Origin of the sequence: Paenibacillus sp. EKM10P (assembly GCF_011800655.1) — a bacterium.
GTDB classification, from domain to species: Bacteria; Bacillota; Bacilli; order Paenibacillales; family Paenibacillaceae; genus Paenibacillus; species Paenibacillus polymyxa.
Genome location: NZ_JAALET010000004.1, coordinates 69,641 through 90,743 on the forward strand (window position 1 = coordinate 69,641; position 21,103 = coordinate 90,743).

Here is a 21,103-nt window from a genome sequence, read left to right on the forward strand (position 1 = left end):
GTGCTTGTCATGTGTCCATGTCCGCAACGTCAAATACAGCTAATGAAAAAAAGAAGGTGGTCACATGAGTTCACATCCGCTGAAGGACCCATTGCGGCGTCCGATTCGTGATTTACGTATATCTGTTACGGATCGCTGCAATTTTCGCTGTTCCTACTGTATGCCAAAAGAAATTTTCGGCGACGATTTTGCCTTTCTTCCCAAAAGCGAATGCCTATCGTTTGAAGAGATTCATCGGCTTACGGAGCTCTTTGTAGGCCTTGGGGTCAAAAAAATACGACTCACAGGTGGTGAGCCGTTAATGCGACCGAACCTTCCCGACCTTGTCTCTAGTATTTTGTCTATCAGTGGAGTTGAGGATATAGGGTTGACTACAAATGGTTTGCTACTAGGGCAACAGGCGCAACGCCTCTATGACGCGGGACTGCGACGGCTTAATGTCAGTGTAGACGCTCTGAACCCCGAGCTATTTGGGCAGATGAATGGACGGGGCATTAAGCCTGCGTTTATTTTGAAGCAGATCGATTTTGCAAGAGAAATCGGTTTTGAGATTAAGGTCAATATGGTGGTTCAAAAAGGTGTTAATGATTCTGAGATTTTGCCGATGGCTGCTTATTTTAAGGACCAGGGAATAACTCTTCGTTTTATTGAATTTATGGATGTAGGTAACGATACCGGATGGAGCTTCAAAAAGGTAGTAACAAAAGAAGAAATTATGGAGCGCCTTAAGAATGAGTACGAGTTGGAGCCGGTAGATCAGAATTACTTTGGAGAAGTGGCAAAACGTTACCGTTATAAAGACAGCGACGCGCAAGTTGGCTTTATTACTTCGGTTTCGGATTCGTTTTGCTCATCCTGCACGCGTGCCCGTTTATCTTCTGATGGTAAGTTTTATACGTGTTTGTTTGCTTCAGACGGATTTGATTTGCGCCAGATGCTTCGTAACGGGGCGAATGATCAGGAATTACTTGATGCGATTACTTCAGTATGGGAACAACGCATAGATCGGTATTCCGATGAACGTACAGAACAGACTGCAAACAACAGAAAAAAAATTAACATGTCCTACATTGGCGGCTGACATTTTTATACGGGTAATGTGCCGTATTCGATGTGGATATTCCCAAAAAGAAAGCGCAAACATTTTTGTTGGCAAAACTTAAATTCGATGTTATTATGATCTTGGGATTGTTACTGAAAAGGCAAAACCCGGGACATGGAACTGGACTTCCATGTGTTGGGTTTTGCCTTTTCTTTTTGTATACAGATTTGCAATAACGTAGAAAGGTGAGTGATAGTGTAGGGCTTATTCCTCTTTATGAATACGCTTTCATTTTAATGGGTTTATAAATCTACACATTATAGTTTGGTTTACAGCGAAAGCTTGATCGGCTATTACCGTCTTGTGACCTATCTGAAATATCGCCCAGCATCTAAATCCTTTTTTAGATTATTGCGGGATCAGGGGGGCAGCCAGAATGATCATAACAAAGATATTTAATAATAACGCCATAATAGCCAAAGATTCAAAAAGGCATGAATTTGTTGTTATGGGTCGTGGAATTGCATTCAAAAAGAATGCAGGAGAACAAGTAGAAGAGCATTTAATTGAAAAGGTGTTTGTACTTAAACAAAAAGATGCTTCAGAGAAATTTAAATTACTGTTAGAGGATGTCCCTACAGAATATGTTTCGTTATGCTATGACATCATTGAATATGGAAAAAGCATATTGGAAGCACAGCTGAGCGACTATGTATATGTTTCGCTTACAGATCACATGAACAATGCATTTAAAATGTTTGATGAAGGGTTTAAAAATGCAAATCCGCTCATCTGGGAAATTAAAAAATTTTATCCTAAAGAGTTTGGAGTTGGCTTAAAAGCGCTGGAGTTTATTGAAGACGAAACAGGTAAACGATTGTCTGAAGATGAAGCAGGTAATATAGCTCTTCATTTAATCAATGCTCAAGTCAACAGCTCCTACCATAAAGTAGCGGATGTCGCTCAGCAAACTCAAAAAATACAGGATATCCTAAATATTATTAAGTACTCTTACAATATTACCCTGGATGAACACTCGACTAGCTATGAACGATTTATTACACATTTAAGGTTTTTCTTTCAGCGGTTAATTCAAAAAGAAAAATTAGCACTGGAAGATGATTTTCTATTAAGGCAAGTGAAAGCAAAGTACAAAAAAGCTTACAGTTGTATGCTGAAAATTGAGAAATACTTGGACACGGTATTGTCAGATGAAGAAAAACTGTATATAACGATTCATATTCAGCGCGTAACTCAATGACCAATTGAATAACTCCTTGGATTGTTACTGGTAATGCAGGCGAAACCAACCTAGATCGAATTTGATCTATTTTGGTTTTGCCTTTTTTTATAAATACAAATAAAGGGGCAGTTACAATGAAGTATGAGACATTAGCAAAAGACATCATCAGAAATGTCGGCGGCAAAGAAAATGTAAATAGTCTAACTCATTGTATTACACGCTTGCGCTTCAAGCTAAAGGATGAAAATAAGGCCAATACAGAGGTTCTGAAAAGTATGGATGGTGTCGTCACGGTGGTAAAAAGCGGGGGACAATACCAAGTTGTGATCGGTAATCATGTGCCCGAGGTTTATGCGGATGTTGCTGCGATAGGCGGCTTCCAGGCAGGTGATTCAGAAGAAACATCAGGTGAAAAAGTCAGTTTGTTCAATAGGTTTATTGATACCATTTCAGGTGTATTTACACCCACGCTGGGTGTCTTGAGTGCCACGGGTATGATTAAGGGTTTTACGGCCTTGTTTGTAGCTATAGGCTGGCTGACTGTTACATCGGGTACCTATCAAATTCTCAATGCATTAGGAGACTGCTTGTTCTACTTCTTCCCTATTTTCCTGGGGTATACGTCAGCTAAAAAATTCAATGCCAACATTTTTATAGGTATGGCGATCGGGGCGTCACTTGTTTATCCAACCTTTAGCACGATAACAGCCTCGGGTAAACCGCTATACACTTTATTTAGCGGCACTATATTTGAGTCACCGGTATATATCACCTTCTTAGGTATTCCGGTCATTCTGATGAGCTATGCATCAACGGTTCTTCCGATCATCGTATCCACCTATGTAGGCTCAAAAATAGAAAATTTCTTTAAAAAGGTCATCCCTAGCGTAGTGAGAACATTCTTGGTTCCGTTTTTCACTTTGTTAGTTATTGTACCCTTAGCGCTGATTGTGATTGGACCACTCTCGACTTGGGCAGGTCAACTGCTTGGCGCAGCCACCCTCTTTGTGTATAACTTAAGCCCGATGATTGAAGGTATTATCATGGGGGCTTTCTGGCAGGTATTTGTTATTTTTGGACTGCACTGGGGTCTTGTTCCTATCGCTATGAACAACTTGGCGGTGCTCAAATTCGATCCGATCCTTGCTGCAACGCTGGGAGCCTCCTTTGCTCAAACAGGTGTCGTACTGGCAATTTTGTTCAAAACCAAAAATGTAAAGCTGAGATCCCTTTCCATTCCAGCTGTCATCTCCGGGATCTTTGGTGTAACAGAACCCGCGATTTACGGGATTACATTACCACGTAAGAAACCATTCATTTTAAGCTGTATAGCGTCTGCAGTAGGTGGCGGTATTATCGGAATGATGGGAACGAAAGGCTATATCATTGGCGGCTTAGGCATTTTCGCGATTCCGAGCTATATTAATCCGTCAGGGATAGACAGCGGATTTTATGGGGCTGTTATTGGTATCCTGGTAAGTTTCGTATTAGGCTTCTTGCTTATGTTTTTTGGCGGATTTAAAGATGATGAGGTGAAAGAAACGAAAAAAGAAGTTAGTTCAACGGGAGCAGCAAAAGGAGGAGAAGTATTAATAAGACAGGAGACGGTAATTAGTCCGTTAAAGGGTGATGTAAAACCTTTATCTGAGGTAACTGATGAAGCATTTTCGACAGGTGCTCTGGGTAAAGGGATTGCCATTGAGCCTTCCGAAGGCAAGGTCGTTTCACCTGTAGATGGTGTATTAACCTCCTTATTTTCGTCAGGTCATGCGATCGGAATTACCAGTGATCAGGGCGTGGAAATTCTCATCCATGTAGGTAAGGATACAGTCAAATTAAAAGGTAAACATTTTTATCCCAAAGTAAAACAAGGGGAAGCCGTCAAAAAGGGACAATTGCTCATGGAGTTTGATCTGGAGGCTATCCAAGAGGCTGGTTATGTTCTGACTACTCCTGTAATTGTTGCCAACACTGCTAGTTACTTGGATGTTATTGAAACGGAGAAGAAGACGATTGGTTATAAAGAGGATTTGTTGACGGTCATGGTCTAAGCTACCCATATTTTAGGAGGAATGAACTATGAACAATAATATAACCAAGGAGTTTCCACAAGGATTTTTATGGGGAGGGGCCACGGCTGCTAACCAATTTGAAGGTGGGTATAACGTGGATGGTAAGGGACTAAGCACTGCTGATGTAATAACAGCCGGGACGCATACTATTTCCCGAAGAATTACGCCTGTATTGGAAGAAGGAATGAACTATCCAAGTCACGAGGCTATTGATTTCTACCATCATTATAAAGAGGATATCCGATTATTTGCTGAAATGGGTTTCAAGGTTTTTAGAATGTCCATCGCTTGGTCCAGAATATTTCCTAACGGAGATGATACAGAGCCGAATGAGCAAGGCATGCAGTTCTATGATCGTGTGTTCGCAGAATTAAAAAAGTACAACATTGAGCCGTTGGTTACGATCTCACATTATGAAGCACCGTTTCATTTAACCCAAAAATATAACGGCTGGTCAGATCGCAGAGTGGTAGATTTTTATGTAAGATATTGTGAAGTTCTTTTTAACAGATACAAAGATGTTGTAAAATACTGGCTCACCTTTAATGAAATCAATATCTTAACCTTGTCTTTTGGGGCGTTCATGGCTGGAGCGATGATGCCAGAGGGGAATGGAGAGCTTGCCCATGCTACAGTGAAGGATGAGCAGGACCTGTATCAAGCTTTGCATCATCAATTTGTAGCCAGTGCAAAGGCAGTAAAGCTGGGGCATGAAATCAATAAGGATTTTAAAATTGGCTGTATGATTGCTTATATGTGTTCATACCCACTTACCTGTAACCCCGATGATGTTTTGCTCGCTCAACAAAAGGATAACTTGAGTAATTTCCTATGTTCAGATGTTCAAGTAAGAGGTGCTTATCCCGGATTTGCCAAACGATATTTTAAAGAACATAATATCCAAATTACGATGCAGGACAATGATGAGGACGTCTTAAAAGAAGGATGCGTAGATTTTTATACTTTCAGTTATTATTCATCCACTTGTGTCAGTGCAGACCCCAATCAGGAGAAGGTGGGTGGGAATTTATCCATGGGATTAAAGAATCCCTATTTAAAAGCAAGCGCCTGGGACTGGCAAATCGATCCGCAGGGATTGAGATGGTCCCTCAATAACATTTATAATCGATATGAAATCCCGTTAATGGTTGTGGAAAATGGTCTGGGCGCTGTGGATACAGTGGAAGAAGACGGCTCCATTCAAGATGCTTATCGAATTGATTATCTAAAGCAGCACATTGAGCAAATGAAAGAAGCCATTGCTGATGGAGTAGATTTAATAGGTTATACACCTTGGGGATGTATTGATCTAGTAAGTGCGGGAACCGGTGAAATGAAAAAACGCTATGGATTCATATACGTCGATAAGGATAATGAAGGTAAAGGAACACTTGCCAGATCCAGAAAGAAGAGCTTTTATTGGTATAAGAGTGTGATCGAAACTAATGGGGAACAGCTGGACTAAATATTAGTGTGTGTCTTCAAAAAGTGATGCAGTCAGCGCATGCCTATTCAGTAGGTATGCGCTGTTTGGATTTAAAACCAGCTTCCCTTCAGGAAACTACGGTGAATGTATACAGATTAGGAGATCACCATAGTCAATAGTATGTTAATTTTACTAAACACATGGGGTGAAAATGTCGAAATAAAGGGTAGGGTGGATAACAAAATATAAGGAAGTGGATACATATTATGAATCAAGTAGAAGCTGTTTTGTCTGCCATGCCGTTTATTAGAGAAGCTGCACGACATGATGTTTTAATATCTGTAATGGATAAAGAAAAATTTCTATTCTTTCAGTCGGGGAAAAGTTTAGTCTATGATTTCAAGGCAGGCGACCCTCTCCCTGATGTACACAAGAACTTCAAAATGCTAGTAGACGGAGAAAAGACCCGAGTTCGCTATGATGCCGAAGTTTTCGGGTTTGCTGCTGATTCATACTTTCATCCGATAAAGAATGAACAGAATGAGATTGAGGCAGTAATGTGCATCACCTATAGTATGGATAATCAGGATCAACTGAAGAAGTTGATGGGCCAAGCAGAGGATGTTACAAGCAAGCTAGTGGAAGGGATTCAGCATGTAGCAGCCCATTCGGAGGAGCTTAGTGCGACAGCCGAGGAAATTTTAAGCAATACGAAAAAGGCGGTTGAGGACTCTGGTAATGTGACTGAGGTGGCTGGCTACATCAAGGAAATTTCAGAGCAGACAAACTTGCTTGGACTAAATGCAGCCATTGAAGCTGCTCGGGTGGGTGAGGCAGGAGCAGGATTTGGGGTTGTTGCCGCAGAAATCCGCAAGATGTCTACGGGCACCAAGGAAGCCACTGGTCGAATCGAGCAATCCTTGCAAGCTGTCAGACAATCGGTTTATAGTATGGAACAAGAGATTACGCAGATTACTGTATCTTCCCAGGAGCAGGCCAAGCTTGTATCGGAGTTCATGAATATTATTGATCAATTAAATGATACCAACCAAGGCTTGAGAGGTTTAATAGAGAAAATCACGAATGATGTGGATGTAAAATAAAGATTGGAAGAAGTCTCGGTCTGTGAATTGTGCATTCCGTCATGGAAATGTGATCACAGGGCGAGACTTTTTTAAGTTTATTAAATCATTTGGAGTGGATACATATATGAATTTGAATGGGTTGAATGAACAGAGTTACACAGAACTAGAGGATTATTGGGTGCGTGTATTTCTAAATTTAGTACAACATCAGGATAAAGAGAACTGGGGGATTCCTTATTACAACACATCCTTTTCTAATGGTCAGAAAGTTATGGATATGAACCCCATTTTTTCGGCTAAATCGAAAATAAGTCATAAATCCATCAGAATCATTCATGAAACGGTTAATGAGGGGGATGACGTTCACTATTGGTTAGATACGAATGGGAAAAACGAATTAGTTATTATTTGTTCCCCATCACAGCAACATGTGCACAAGGTAAAGGGGATCATTAAACGCTGGATTTATGAATGAGATCCATTATCCATAATCAAATCTTTTCCGATATAATAGGGAAGAGAAGCCATAGAACAGATACTACCTCAGAGAGGTGATTTACAATGACCGTTGATATTCTCCGACGTAATAATGTAAAAGTGTTGGGTACAGGCAGCCAGACGATTGTATTTGCTCACGGCTTTGGATGCGATCAGGATATGTGGCGTTATATCGTCCCTAGCTTTATCGACAACTACCAAATCGTCTTATTTGATTACGTTGGTTCTGGAGATTCCCAAATAAAATACTATGATTCCCAAAAATACAGTGACTTGCAAGGATATGCTCAAGATGTGCTGGATATTATGGAAGCGTTAGAATTACGGAATACCATATTCGTCGGACACTCCGTTAGCAGCATGATCGGAATGCTCGCATCCATCCGAAGCCCTCAATATTTTGAACGCATTGTCATGCTCGGTCCTTCTCCACGCTATGTGAATGACCTGCCTTCTTATTATGGAGGTTTCGATAAGAGTGATATTGATGAATTACTGGATATGATGCAAATGAACTTTATTGGCTGGGCTAGTTACATGGCGCCCATTGCTATGCAAAATCCCGAGCGAGGGGACTTAACCGAAGAGTTGGAAAAGGCATTTTGCTCCAGAGATCCTCATATTGCACGGCAATTCGCAGAGGTTACATTTTTTTCAGATTGCCGTGTCGATCTTCAGCATGCTTCGGTTCCTACGCTTATTCTCCAGTGCTCAGACGATAGTATTGCTCCAATTGAGGTAGGGGATTATTTGCATACCCATCTTAGAAACAGCAGACTTCAGCAGATGAGAGCAAAGGGGCATTATCCTCATTTAAGCCAACCAGGAGAAACGAGCGATTTAATCAAAGAATATTTAGCCAGTGTGTAATATCGAAAGAAAGGCAGTCATGCAATGGATATTCAATTAGATAAAGCTCCCTGTGGATACTTTTCAATTTCGGACGCTGGGATCATTCAATCGGTAAATCAAACTTTATTGGACATGCTTCTTTATGAACATGATCAATTGCTCGGGCGGCCGATTGAAACGACAATGTCTGTTACGAACAAGCTATTTTTTCATACTTATTTTTATCCCTACATCCAGTTGTACGGGCATGTTGATGAGATGTACTTCTCGTTTCGCACAAGTGATCGACAGGATGTGCCTGTACTTCTAAACGGAGTTCGGCAGGAACGCAATGGAGAAGCTGTTATTGATTGTGTAGTGCTTATGATGCGTAAGCGGATTGAACATGAGAAAGATATACTACAGACCAAAACCAAGCTTCAGGAATTATATCAGGCGACGAATGAAGCAAACCAGAAGCTTGAACGGTTGCACGAAGAATATGAAATCAAACAGCAGGAACTAGTGCGGATCAATCACCAGCTAGAAACGATGGCGTCAACCGACCCGTTAACTGGGCTTAAAAATAGAAGATATTTTCAAGATCAATTACAAATCAGCCTAGCCTCCTTTCAAGAGACCGGAATACCTTTCTCGTTGCTGATCATTGATATTGATCGTTTCAAAAGCATTAATGACACTTATGGTCATCCGGTGGGCGACCTGGTGCTCACTAATCTGGCTGAATTACTACAATCCATGTCACGGGAGATGGATATTGTCGCTCGTTATGGTGGCGAGGAGTTTGTCATTATTCTTCCGGGCAACGACGCAGAGGAAGCCATTCGTGCAGCAGAAAGATATCGCTCCACGACGGCCTCAAGGGATTGGGGAGATTACAGCATTACTGTGAGTATTGGCGTGGCAACGGTTACGCAAGCGGATACGGAACAATCGATAGTTCATCAAGCAGATTTGGCACTGTATGCTTCCAAGAGTGGCGGGAGAAACCGGGTCACGCATGCAGCAAGTCTTGTAAAGAAATAGGTAGAGGCTTCAATAACCTTAGAAGAGCTGGGGAGGATAAAAATGGGGGAAGCGTACAAGCTGGACTGTGATATCTGTGCGTATACTGAGAACATATTTGTGGGGTTTGGTTTATTATATATGCGTTTGGAATCCATTGCTTCGTTTGTACAGGATGCTGCCCTTAAACGGCGTATTGAGGAATTCATAGGCAACCCTTCGATGAGATATGATGCTTATGACGCTCTGTATGTGTGCCCGGTCTGTCAGGCCATCCGCAATGAATTGTTTATTGAGATGGAATCGGACTCATCACAGTATAAAATTTCTTATGCTTGTCCTAGATGCGCGAGTGTTATGCAGCAGGAACACATTGAAAACAATGTGCCGGTTCATTTGAGCTGCCCAGCATGTGAGAAGGGTAAATTGAAGGCAACGTTTTATATGGATTGGGATTAATAGATTCCCCGAATATCTCTACAGCATACTCCAATAAGCCTGGTCAAACCAGTCAAATTCAGCTAATATTAATGATAACGATTCTCATTTGTGGTATCAGAATGAATGAAAACCTTTGAGGTGGACGCTAGTGAATTCAAATTCGTTATCATTAATATATCAGCATTATTTAGAAAAAACTCCGTTTAGAAAACAAAACGAGCATACGTATATGATGTTACCGGAAGCGGGCGACGGACATATTTACCGAGTTACGACTTACAGCGGAATCGAGATTGTGTATTCGCATATTCAATATCACGAGCCTTATCCGACGAACTTTGCCTCCAGAGGACAAATGATTGAACTTCAATTTGCACTTTCGGGTCAACGTCATGTAAATATAGCTGGTCTGGACTACACGCTCCCGATAGGGCGGGGTGCTCTTATTTTTTTACAGGATTTCAAAGCATATTTCCATCCTCCTGTTAACGAACAATACCAATCCTTTGCGCTTGGCATTCCTGTCTCGTTGTTTAATTATGCAGCTTCACAGTTGGCAGCTCGTCGACAGGTAGCTATTGAATTTAATCAAATTCTGAAGGGTGCTGCGTTCCATCATCTTAGTTTTGAACTGGATCACAGAAGTATAGTGATGATTGAACATTTGATCAAAGACTTGAAAAGTGTGCATAGATCGCCTTTATTAATGGAAGCAGCGGCACTAGAGATTTTGAATAGGTTTATGATTCAATTATTTGATTTAACTCCCATGCCCGAAGGCCTATCTAAAGAAGATGTCAGAAAGTTGCATATGGCTCGGCAAATCCTTGAATCCAGCATGATTGATCCTCCTTCACTGATCGCATTATCAAAAAAGGTTGGATTAAATGATTTTAAATTAAAAAAAGGATTCAAAGCATGTTTTGGAACAACTGTATTTGAACATTTGCGCCAAATTCGTCTTGAATATGCGATGAAGCTGCTTCGAAGCCAGGAAAGCAATGTAACAGAAGCTGCGATGGCTGTAGGATACAGTAATGTGAGTGCATTTTCAGAGCAATTTTTCCGGGAATACGGAGTGAAGCCATCATCTTTAAAGAAATTATTTTAAAAATTCTGTTTTGACCATGTTAAAAAATATTAAGTAAACAAAAAGCTGGAACCCTGTATAGATAGGACTCCAGCCTTTTTATTTGGTGCTTATTTCACGAAAGTTTCAATGCCATCTGTATTGATGGTTGAAGTATGGGTACGAGACGCTTCTTCAATATTTTTGAATGCCCAGTAATCTGTTGGTACATCCTTCCATGTAGCCTGAATGGTTCCTTCCAGGGGTCCTCGTTTTAAGATTGTGTTCAAAATTGTAACGGTTTCTACGCGTGTTATATATTTATTGGGTTGGAAGCTTCCATCATTATAGCCGGTAATCCATCCTGCATTAGCTAACGCTACAATGGAATCTCTTGCCCAATGTTTTTCGATATCGGTATAAGGAGAAGCTGTGGTTTGTGTTCCTTTAAGCTGCTTCCAGGATGCGAGTATTGCTGCCATTTCTGCACGGGTAATGGGTTGCTCTGGTCGAAATGTTCCATCTGCATACCCATTCATGAGGTGCTGTGTCGTAAGTGCTATAATCGAATCCTTTGCCCAATACGTGCTAGGTACATCTTTGTATGTCGTTGAGCCTTCTTTTGTCTCCAACTTCATAATCCTAGCCATCATTGCAGCGGTTTCAGCCCGTGTAATCGACTGGTCCGGTCGGAAAGTACCATCCTGATAACCCGTTATATATTTTTCATGCGCAACCTCGGATTGCTCTACTGGCATGATTTCTGGAGTCGGTAAAACCGTTGAAGAAACCGATGGTGATGAAGGTGTGGTTGTTTCACTGGAAGAAGATGAATCACTGCTATCCGTGTTATCCTTCTTATCTTTTTTATTGCTACTGCTGCTGTCGTTATTGCTAGTATCACCAGTTCCGCCAGTGTTTTCAGTACCACCAGTGCTTGCATTTCCATTTACAACCTGTATATACGCTTCAGATGTACTCGGGGCAAATCGAGCATCCCCGCTGTATATAGCAGTGATCGCGTGGCTTCCCACACTTAAGTCTCTTGTAGTGTAGTACCCATTGGCATAGCCGTTCGAAATGCCCACCGGCTCCATCGTCAGCGTATCTAATACATTCGTGCCGTCCATAAGAATGACCGTTCCAGTTAAATCGCCCGACGTTTGTGGGTTTGAAGTTGTCCTCACGCTAAACCTTACTTCTTGACCTTGACTAGACGGATTCGTCGAACTCAATACTGTAGTTACTGTAGGTCTCAGTGAAGGTGTAGGTGCAGATGCATTTACGACCTGAATGTATGGCTCAGATGTACTGGGAATAAATCGAGCATCCCCACTATATATAGCCGTAATCGGGTGACTTCCCACACTTAGATTACTTGTGGTGTAAGTGGCAGTGGCATATCCATTCGCAATGCCATTTGGCCTCATCGTCAGCGTATCTAATATATCCGTACCATCCATAAGGACCACCGTGCCGGTTAAATCCTTCGTAATTTGTGGAGTTGAGATGGTTTTGATGCTAAACGTTACGGATTGACCTTGTTTAGAAGGATTTGTCCAACTCGTTACTGTGGTTTCAGTAGCATACACAGCATCCGTTACACTAGGTACTGGTGGGGAGGTTGCATACACAGCACTCTCGGAAAAACTCCATGTCCAGGTTCCAAATAAAACGATAATAGCAAGATAAGATAAACAAAAAGACTTGATTTTACGCATAAATTTCCTCCATAAAATTCCGGTGTCACGATGAACTTACTAGGATCCTCCATGATGACTAACCTACTAATATAATTTTTCTTTCTTACACTACTGATTTACTATACTAAATGCCTCTGAACCAATTCTGAACCAAATCGATAAAAACCGTGCCCAATTCACATCGCTAGAAGGGGATCACGATTTGCGAGCCTTTTCCGTAATTTCTCAGAGCAAATGCAAATAGGGTCAACCAGAAAGAAATGGTTGACCTCATAATATGAATGACAGTTTAGCGTGATATTTTGGAAAGACTTATTCCGTTAGTATTTAAATTTGACCGTTAGATCCTGTAATTTCTGTGACATATCCGACAAGGTCGTTGCCAGGCTGGTGATCTGCTGCATCGAAGCTAGCTGTTCTTCTGCAGACGCTGCAATATTCTGCGAGTTGTCCGCCGCTTGGAGCGCCAGACTCGATACGTTTTCTCCACTTGCTGAAATTTCCTGGACACTTGCGGTTATTTGCTCCGTGATGCTTGCAAGCTCTTCCGTTTGCTGTGCGATATGATTGGTGGACGCCACAATTTTATTAAACTGCTGCTCCGTCTCATTGGCAATTTTAATGCCGGAGTCGACATCCTGTTTTACGCGTTCCATGGTCTGAAGCGAATGCTCCATATCTTTGCGCATATTCTGAATCAACTCAGAAATCTGCCCGGAAGACTGATTCGATTGTTCGGCCAGCTTTCTTACCTCTGAAGCAACTACGGAGAAACCGCGGCCTTCTTCGCCTGCACGGGCAGCCTCAATCGAAGCATTTAAGGCAAGCAGATTGGTCTGCTGTGCGATATCCGTAATGGCATGTAGCATCGTGTCGATCTGTTGAGTGCGTTCATCCAACATTCTCATAACCGCATCGGTTTCATTGACAGAATGGTTAATCAAGTCCATTTGCTTCACTGTATGTTGTACAGCAGTACCGCCAAGGCTTGCCATTTCCATCGCGTCTGCAGACGATTCAGCAATAGTCAAGGAGCTATCCGTGATCCGTTGCATACCTATTGAAATTTCCTCAAGCGAGCTGGTTGTCTTCTGAAGCATCAGTTGCTGCTCCTTCGCACCGGCCGCCGATTCCTGAATTGCGACGGTGATATGCTCGGTTGCCTGTCCAGTGTGCTCTGCTCCAAGGGTCAATTCTTTTGAGGAAGCAGCGACCTGCTTGGTGGACAGGTTTACCTCACCGATCAGAAATCGAATATTTTTAATCATATGATTGAAGTCCTGTGCAAGCTCACCGATCTCATCTTTTGAATTCATTTTGACTTCTTGGACTGTTAAATCACCGTCCGCAACTGAGTTAAGCCGCTTTGCAATCGTGATAATAGGTTTCGTAAAACGTCCCGAAACAAAGCTTACGATAACTGCTCCCAGAATAACCGCAACAGCCGTAATAATCAGGACAATATAAAGGACTTTGGTCGCTCCGCTGTTAAATTCGTTAAAATATGCTCCAGAACCGATGATCCACCCCCAATAAGGATCCTTCTCAACGTACGAGATTTTCGTCTCTACTTGATCTGTACCAGGTAAAGCCCATTTATAAGTGACGAATCCCCCGCCGTTTGTACCGGCTTCTACAAACTCTTTTCCCACATGCACACCGTCTTCGGATACGGCATTTATTAAATCCTGGCCTTCATTTGAAGGGTTCATCACGGAAACCGCATCTTGGTTGACTGCCCACGGATAACCTGTTTTACCTACAGTATATTTAATCTTTACCGGTCTTTTGTTATTAGCATCTTTTACACCGAGCAGTTCGATGCGCAGTTTTTCCTGTGCTTCCTCCAATGTTAAATTACCGGCTTCGACTTGCCCATTGAGGAAACTAATCATACCAATTACCATTTGCACACTATTCTTAAGTGCCACTTTGCCTGATTCATTCATTTCATTCTTAGAAACAACATAAGAACTGCTTCCAATCACAAAAGTAGGTACAATTAAAATAATCAAGCACATTATGGTTAACTTCGCCCTTAACGATCTCACCTTCATGATTGATCCTATCTTTGTTTTCACTGTGATTTCCCCCTTAGAGATCGATATACAGACTCAACCCACAACTGCGTTTTGTTACTAAAGGTAAAAAGACTGTACATCATATATCGTAAAAACTCGTCAGGAAATTAAGCCCTTTCAGCCTGGCTGCTGTTTTATAGGCTAAATTAAATCCGTTTAACCGCAAATTTATCCGTCTATAGGCAGTAGCTTTTTGGTATGCTCCGTATACTTCTACATAGAGAGAATCTATAACAGAGGAGTGTGCGAGGATGAATAGAATAAAAGGGAGCATCTTTTTCAGTGTTTTTGTGGCTATGCTAGGGCTCATGCTCATTGCTCCAATTATGCCGCCCCTTATTCGTGAATTAGGCTTAAGAGAAAGCCATTCCGGAATAATTATATCGCTTGGTTCTATAACGATGGCCTTAATGGCTCCAGTATGGGGAAATCTGAGTGATGCAAAGGGCCGCAAGCCTGTGATTTTGCTTGGGTTTATAGGGATGTGTGTAAGCTGTCTGTTGTTTACGCTTACCCTTTTTGCAGGATTAAAGGGTTGGCTCAGTGGGGGACTGCTGTTAGTCCTGCTGATTGTTACACGCGGCTTAATTGGCGGCTTTATCCCGGCGGTGCTGTCATCTTCCCAAGCTTATATGGGGGATGTAACGGAGGGTGAAGAGCGTGGAAGTGGTATGGCTATTATTAGTGCGGCGAATGGGCTTGGGCTGGTATTTGGCCCCGCGATTGCAGGTGCCTTTACTTTAATAGGACTGTTATGGCCCTTATACTTTGGAATTGTCATTGCCGCTGTTGCATTCGTGGTGTCTCTACTGGCGATTCCGGCCGCCCAGCCTGTTATTCAGCAAAAACCTGCTCGAATTAATCCCCTCCAGCCAGGTCTAAGAATGTATTTGTTTGCAGGCTTGGTTACGATGATTAGTATTGTGACTATTCAGGTTATAGGTGGTTTTTATTTTCAAGATCAGTTAGGTCTTACATCCGAAGAAACAGCAAGAGTTGTTTCCTTTGGACTTATGTTCTCCGGAGCAGCGATGCTGATCGTGCAGATCATCCAAATGAAATGGCTTAAATGGCAGCCTAAGCCGATGATTTTGCTCGGTTCTCTATTCCTGATTGCTGGAATGGCATTTTTTCTGATTTCAGCCAGCTGGGCCCTTTACTATGCAGCGTTCTTTATGTTTGGCATAGGCACGGGCTTACTGATGCCCGGATTTATGGCAGGTGCTTCGCTTTCGGTCAGTCAAGAACAGCAAGGGGGAGCAGCAGGGCTGGTAGCTGCGATACAGGGAATTTCCGCGATCATTGCTCCTATTTTGACGACCACTTTATATCGAGTAGACAAATATATTCCCTTTATTCTTATAGCGGTTCTGGTTGCTTGTATGGCTATCGTTATGCTGGGGGTAAAAAAGGGAGACGGGAATAGTAAGCCTGTGCCTGACAAGGCATGATAAATAAAAGAGTGATTAGATGAATCCATAGGCTTCCGGAGTATACTCACCGGAAGCCTATATCTATTATAATAAGTTATAAGAAATTTCAGGAAAACCAGAAGGAAGTAAAGAGCTTATGGAAATCCGGCAAAAATGGGTGGCATTAAACAAAAAATACAGCTTGTACGCACTCAGGTCTTTAAGTCAGATTTTTTGAAAACGTGTTGGAGGAATGCAGATGGGTTGGGAGTATGGAATTAAGGTCGCAAATGTTAAGGATATTAAAGCGCTAATGGAACGCTTAGCTGAAGCATTGCCTAGGATTGACGGATATCGGATGCAAAGGGATGAGGATGGTTTTGTCCTGCTTCAGAATAATTCTGATTGGCCTGAAGCGCTCCAGATTTCATTGGAAGAGGCAAGAAATATTGAAGGTTTAGAAGATAATGAACCTTATATCTATTGTCTATTTCATATCGGCGGCGGAGATGCGATGAGGTTGAGGGAAGGAATGTGCAGGGTGCTGGAAGAAGAGAAATGCGCTGCGGATTGGTTCGAGTTATAGCCGAAGAAAGGGGTGGGTGAGATTGAGTAAGAAGGACAAAAAAGAGATTCAGACACTAATCTATCGCTATAGGGGTCCACGAGCCAATATTGGATATACTTTTGAACCGCTGCGTTATGGGGATACTGATGAACCGAAGCTGGAGGAGATGATATTCATCTACGCAGATGACTTTGATATCGTGCTGTCTGCGTTAAAGTCCAAATATCCACTTGTCGATCCTGATACGGGAGAAACGTATGAGGCTTTTGACCCCTGCTGGGATAATCCGATTCAGGCGTCGGTATGGCATGAAATATTAACACAATTGGATACTTGGCCTGCCAAGGAGCCAGAATTACGCCTATTTATCGATTCCTTTACAGCATGGGTCAGAGCGCATCTGAAGCAAGCAGATGGTATTATCGTGACCGGAAATCTGTAGAGAAGGCCATGCACTGCAATCCGTATTTTTGCTGCCCCTCGCTTCGAGGGGCGACCGGACGGCGAGCCACTGAGTCGAGTGCCTGGTTCTTTGCAGTACACGCGACAGTCTCCTTGTTGCAACTGGATTATTAACGGTGCTTTTGGTTTCTGATTAACGTTTGCTCCAATTCGGTATCTGCCATAAATTTGCTGGCAGATACAGCAAGCTGATATTGATTGGTCCCCATATTGTTAGCGGCAGGTTGAAGAATCCCTTTTATTGTTTGCCATAATGAAGAGGCCTGCAGGCTTTCTGCCCCAAAATGCAAGATGATATGGATACAGGAGGTAATAATATTGCGACCAAGTCCGTACAGGAACCATTCTTTTTCCTTCGTAATAAGCGGAATAATGGTTACCATCGTTTCCCACGCTTCATCCAATCGACCTGTTTCAATGAACTTCTCTGCCAAGTTAGATGCAGTAGAACAGTAATTATGATGATTTCCTTCTGTTTTTTCCATTTCGGCCAGCTTTTTAAGGGCTTCAATTTCACCTTCTGGATGGTTGCGCCATCTCTCATGATAAACGAGTGCCTGTAAATTTTCTTTGTTCCAATCCGTCTGCTCTCTGATCCACAAATCGATAAATAATGATAGATACATATCTTCCCCGAGCTCACTTGCGATATTGATGCAATCCTCAAGATCAGCTGTATCTTTGCTGAACAAATATGTTTCCAAAATCAACTCAGGGTCAAACCCGGCATATGTATCGAAATTGGCCTTCTTGGCCTGCTGGAACAAAATTTGGTCCTGCTCACGCTCATACTTTTGCAGTGAAAAAATGGCGTAATACAGAGCATCGCCAATCCCCTGAAAACTGTTCGTTTCCCTATCTATAATCTCATTCACGAGCAGCCTTCTCACAATCGGTTCGTAATGCGGGGCATCTCGATCCTCACGATTATACATAGCCAAAAGCACCTTCAAGCGATTGGTATAATTGGCATCACTTTTTCCATATTCCTCATTGTGTTGCTCCAAATAGTCAACCTTCGAAAAATCGGCGTGATCACTTATTAGACTCTGCAGCATTTCATCATAGGGTGCCATCATCTGATCCAGCAGCCTTTTGTAGTTCGTTTCCAATACTGTGATTCTCCTTTCTTGATCGGCTTAATACTACAATCCATATGTATATAAAACAAGCGATTTCCTTTTGAGACGGGATCGCTTAGTGTAGCAGCGATGTATACACGTACATATTTTTCTAATAGACCCATTTTAAGATTCAATATAAGGGTTGGACATTCAACACCTGTAAATCAAGCATACAACATGCAGGGATACAACATTGCGCACAACTATTGGAAGCGTTTTAATTTGAGTATAGAAACACAAAAGAAGACCTCAGGGAGGACATACGAATGCTAAAAGTGAAAGCGCTTAGATGTGAACATTTAAACAATCCGATTGGACTGAGCTGCCTAAAGCCGCGACTAAGCTGGCAAATTGAATCTGACAACATATACGTTTTCCAAAAACGCTTCCAATTGCAAGTATCCATACATCCTACTTTTGAACCGCTGATTTGGAATCATTTTTCCTATTCGGAGCAATCTATTTTGTTTCCCTATGGAGGTCCTCCACTGGAATCCGGACAACGATATTATTACCGGGTAAAAGTATGGGCTCAGGGAGCAGGTGACACCGAACCGGAGGAATCGGAATGGAGTGAGTTTGGCTTTTGGGAAATGGGGCTGCTTTCTGAGCAGGACTGGAAGGCAGAATGGATTACAGTGAAGGAGCGAAGCCTCCATGAAAAGTTTCAGACGAGAGCCCCTTTTGCTTCCTCCAAGTGTTTTTCAGTTGAGGGAAAAGTAAAAAAAGCAGTCATTTATGCCACAAGCCTTGGTCTATATGAGCTGGAGCTAAATGGACAAAGAGTAGGCGATGCCTATTTTACCCCGGGATGGACAGATTATAACGATCGTGTCCAGGTGCAAGCCTATGATGTGACTTCTACCATTCGAGAACAACATAATCGCATCACAGCCACGGTAGGAGAAGGCTGGTACAGCGGCTATCTAGGCTGGCAAAAGCGCAAGGATACCTACGGGAACACGAATGCTTTGTTATTTCAAATGAAGATTAGCTATGAAGATGGCCGTTCAGAACTCATTTGCTCAGATTCTTCCTGGGAGGAAACGAGCTGTGCCATTTTGATGTCGGATATTTATAACGGCGAAATCTATGATGCCCGATTGGAGCAGCAGGCAGGCGAGCATCGCTCCTTGAATGAACGGAAAATGATGCAGGTCGTCCCGTTTCCGTTAAGTCATCTGGTTGCTCAGGAGAACGAGCCTGTCCGTGTAATGAACCGATTAAAGCCTGTTGAACTGATTCAAACGCCTAAAGGCGAACTGGTTCTTAACTTGGGTCAAAATATGGTAGGCTGGCTGGAATTTAAAGTTGAAGCTCCTGAGGGTACGGTTCTGAATTTGATACATGGTGAAGTGCTGGATCAGCAAGGGAACTTTTACCGAGATAACATTCGGGATGCAGCGCAGCAGATTACGTACATTTGCAGCGGCAAGGGGACGGAGATATTTAGGCCGCATTTCACTTTTCAAGGCTTCCAATATGTGAAGCTAGAGGGCTTTCCGGCTGGCGTAGCGATTGAAGATTTTACAGGCGTTGTTTTGCATTCAGATATGGAGACAATTGGCTTGTTCGAGACATCCGATCTAAAGCTCAATCAACTCCAGCACAATATTGTATGGGGACAAAAGGGGAACTTCCTGGATGTACCGACCGATTGCCCGCAGCGTGATGAGCGATTAGGCTGGACCGGCGATGCACAGATTTTTGCCAGAACGGCCAGCTTCAATATGAATAGTGCTTCCTTCTTCCGAAAGTGGCTGAAAGATTTGGCTTACAACCAGCTGGAGAATGGGGCTGTGCCTTTTGTCGTGCCGGACGTCCTCAAAGGAACCTTTGCAGATAATATGGACAAAACGACGGCAGCATGGGGGGACGCGGCGGTTATATGTCCGTGGACGATCTATCAATGTTATGGGGATAAGCAAATTTTAGCCCAGCAGTATGACAGTATGAAAGCATGGGTCGATTATATCCGTGCCCAGGGGACTGAGGAGCATCTGTGGGATAGTGGTTTGCAGCTGGGAGACTGGTTGGCGCTGGACAGCGAGGAAGGAAGCTATTTTGGGGCGACCGATGGAACGCTGGTAGCGACTGCATACTTTGCGTATTCGACTCATATTTTGGCGCAGACGGCCAAACTGCTGAATCGCTATACCGATTACAACACCTATCAAAGCCTGCATGAAGGGATTAAAGCCGCTTTTGCGAACCGTTATTTTGATGACGCTGGCAAGCTGACTTCGAATACCCAAACTGCACAGGTTGTGGCTTTGCACTTCGGATTGGTACCAGAAAGCTATAAAAAGCAAGTGATCCAGGAGCTTGTACGGCTGATAGAAAAAAATGATATGCATCTGGATACCGGCTTTGTGGGCACGCCCTATCTATGCCTAGTTTTATCCGACAATGGCTATACAGATGTAGCTTATAAAATTTTATTCCAGAATGATTATCCTTCCTGGCTCTATCAGGTTGAACGTGGGGCCACGACCATGTGGGAGCATTGGGACAGCATCAAAGTGGACGGCTCCTTCTGGAGCACTGATATGAATTCGTTCAATCACTATTCGTACGGTTCAGTTGGAGACTTTATGTACCAAAATATTGCCGGAATCGATGTGCTTGAAGCGGGCTACAAAAAGTCACGGTTAGCACCCAAACCGCCTATTAATCTTACTTCGGCCCATGGCAAGCTGGAGACACCATATGGTGCGCTTGCTGTCCATTGGGAAATCGTGAATGAGGAAATGCAGATGACGGTTCACGTACCACATAATACGACAGCTGAGATTACGCTTTCAGGCGTTATGGAGCTGGATACGCTACAACAGACCATTACCACACAATACCCGTCCATTCAGTATCCGCCTGGTAATGTGCCACGAGAGCTGGCCGGAAAATTAGGTTCTACCGGAGAACAGGCGACTTTCCAAAAGAGTGGAGACCATGAATTGACGTTTACCGCCGGGTCTGGACAGTATACGTTCCAATACAAATACAACCAGGGCTAAATAACA

Annotated in this window: 17 protein-coding genes; 14 read left to right on the forward strand and 3 right to left on the reverse strand. The window is 42.8% G+C overall.

What is annotated here, in order from left to right; genetic code table 11:
• Positions 1 to 64: 64 nt before the first annotated feature.
• From moaA to HFE01_RS12860, 10 genes are all read left to right on the forward strand, one after another.
• Positions 65 to 1,081: a GTP 3',8-cyclase MoaA gene (gene moaA, locus HFE01_RS12815; RefSeq protein WP_016821781.1), complete on the forward strand. Its 1,017-nt coding sequence runs from the start codon at positions 65 to 67 to the stop codon at positions 1,079 to 1,081.
• A gap of 397 nt (positions 1,082 to 1,478) precedes the next feature.
• Positions 1,479 to 2,303: a BglG family transcription antiterminator LicT gene (gene licT, locus HFE01_RS12820; protein ID WP_025365497.1), complete on the forward strand. Its 825-nt coding sequence runs from the start codon at positions 1,479 to 1,481 to the stop codon at positions 2,301 to 2,303.
• A 116-nt stretch (positions 2,304 to 2,419) separates the two neighbouring features.
• Complete coding sequence (locus HFE01_RS12825; protein ID WP_102998938.1) at positions 2,420 to 4,336, forward strand: beta-glucoside-specific PTS transporter subunit IIABC; 1,917 nt, start codon at positions 2,420 to 2,422, stop codon at positions 4,334 to 4,336.
• Positions 4,337 to 4,364: 28 nt separating this feature from the next.
• On the forward strand, positions 4,365 to 5,822 hold the full coding sequence (locus tag HFE01_RS12830) for a glycoside hydrolase family 1 protein (protein WP_102998937.1): 1,458 nt from the start codon (positions 4,365 to 4,367) through the stop codon (positions 5,820 to 5,822).
• Positions 5,823 to 6,049: 227 nt separating this feature from the next.
• The gene (locus HFE01_RS12835; RefSeq protein ID WP_102998936.1) at positions 6,050 to 6,886 is read left to right on the forward strand and encodes a methyl-accepting chemotaxis protein; all 837 of its coding nucleotides are present in this window, start codon (positions 6,050 to 6,052) and stop codon (positions 6,884 to 6,886) included.
• 106 nt (positions 6,887 to 6,992) lie between these two features.
• A complete protein-coding gene (locus HFE01_RS12840) occupies positions 6,993 to 7,343 on the forward strand; it encodes a hypothetical protein (protein ID WP_217484724.1) in 351 nt (116 codons plus the stop codon).
• A gap of 86 nt (positions 7,344 to 7,429) precedes the next feature.
• Positions 7,430 to 8,236, forward strand: a complete 807-nt coding sequence (locus HFE01_RS12845; RefSeq protein WP_019688184.1) for an alpha/beta fold hydrolase — start codon at positions 7,430 to 7,432, stop codon at positions 8,234 to 8,236.
• Between the two features lie 24 nt (positions 8,237 to 8,260).
• Entirely contained in the window at positions 8,261 to 9,244 is a 984-nt protein-coding gene (locus HFE01_RS12850; RefSeq protein ID WP_117289337.1) for a sensor domain-containing diguanylate cyclase, read from the forward strand.
• A 42-nt stretch (positions 9,245 to 9,286) separates the two neighbouring features.
• On the forward strand, positions 9,287 to 9,682 hold the full coding sequence (locus tag HFE01_RS12855; RefSeq protein WP_107733182.1) for a hypothetical protein: 396 nt from the start codon (positions 9,287 to 9,289) through the stop codon (positions 9,680 to 9,682).
• A gap of 130 nt (positions 9,683 to 9,812) precedes the next feature.
• Complete coding sequence (locus tag HFE01_RS12860) at positions 9,813 to 10,775, forward strand: helix-turn-helix domain-containing protein (RefSeq protein WP_016821772.1); 963 nt, start codon at positions 9,813 to 9,815, stop codon at positions 10,773 to 10,775.
• An 89-nt stretch (positions 10,776 to 10,864) separates the two neighbouring features.
• Here the strand turns inward: HFE01_RS12860 and HFE01_RS12865 are convergent, their stop codons facing one another.
• Both HFE01_RS12865 and HFE01_RS12870 read right to left on the reverse strand, forming a co-directional pair.
• Positions 10,865 to 12,454 (reverse strand): S-layer homology domain-containing protein, encoded by a 1,590-nt coding sequence (locus HFE01_RS12865; RefSeq protein ID WP_107733183.1) that lies wholly within the window; start codon positions 12,452 to 12,454, stop codon positions 10,865 to 10,867.
• A 302-nt stretch (positions 12,455 to 12,756) separates the two neighbouring features.
• On the reverse strand, positions 12,757 to 14,517 hold the full coding sequence (locus HFE01_RS12870) for a methyl-accepting chemotaxis protein (protein ID WP_107733184.1): 1,761 nt from the start codon (positions 14,515 to 14,517) through the stop codon (positions 12,757 to 12,759).
• A gap of 251 nt (positions 14,518 to 14,768) precedes the next feature.
• On the opposite strand from HFE01_RS12870, the gene HFE01_RS12875 reads away from it, so the two are divergent.
• From HFE01_RS12875 to HFE01_RS12885, 3 genes are all read left to right on the forward strand, one after another.
• Positions 14,769 to 15,968: an MFS transporter gene (locus tag HFE01_RS12875; protein ID WP_107733185.1), complete on the forward strand. Its 1,200-nt coding sequence runs from the start codon at positions 14,769 to 14,771 to the stop codon at positions 15,966 to 15,968.
• Between the two features lie 220 nt (positions 15,969 to 16,188).
• Positions 16,189 to 16,515: a hypothetical protein gene (locus HFE01_RS12880; protein WP_107733186.1), complete on the forward strand. Its 327-nt coding sequence runs from the start codon at positions 16,189 to 16,191 to the stop codon at positions 16,513 to 16,515.
• 16 nt (positions 16,516 to 16,531) lie between these two features.
• The gene (locus HFE01_RS12885) at positions 16,532 to 16,939 is read left to right on the forward strand and encodes a hypothetical protein (protein ID WP_243208187.1); all 408 of its coding nucleotides are present in this window, start codon (positions 16,532 to 16,534) and stop codon (positions 16,937 to 16,939) included.
• 130 nt (positions 16,940 to 17,069) lie between these two features.
• Here HFE01_RS12885 and HFE01_RS12890 read toward each other — a convergent pair whose 3' ends face one another.
• Positions 17,070 to 18,071 carry a hypothetical protein gene (locus HFE01_RS12890; RefSeq protein WP_107733188.1) on the reverse strand — a complete coding sequence of 334 codons (1,002 nt, stop codon included), beginning with the start codon at positions 18,069 to 18,071 and terminating at the stop codon, positions 17,070 to 17,072.
• A gap of 278 nt (positions 18,072 to 18,349) precedes the next feature.
• On the opposite strand from HFE01_RS12890, the gene HFE01_RS12895 reads away from it, so the two are divergent.
• Positions 18,350 to 21,097, forward strand: a complete 2,748-nt coding sequence (locus HFE01_RS12895; RefSeq protein WP_107733189.1) for an alpha-L-rhamnosidase — start codon at positions 18,350 to 18,352, stop codon at positions 21,095 to 21,097.
• The last annotated feature ends 6 nt before the right edge of the window (positions 21,098 to 21,103 follow it).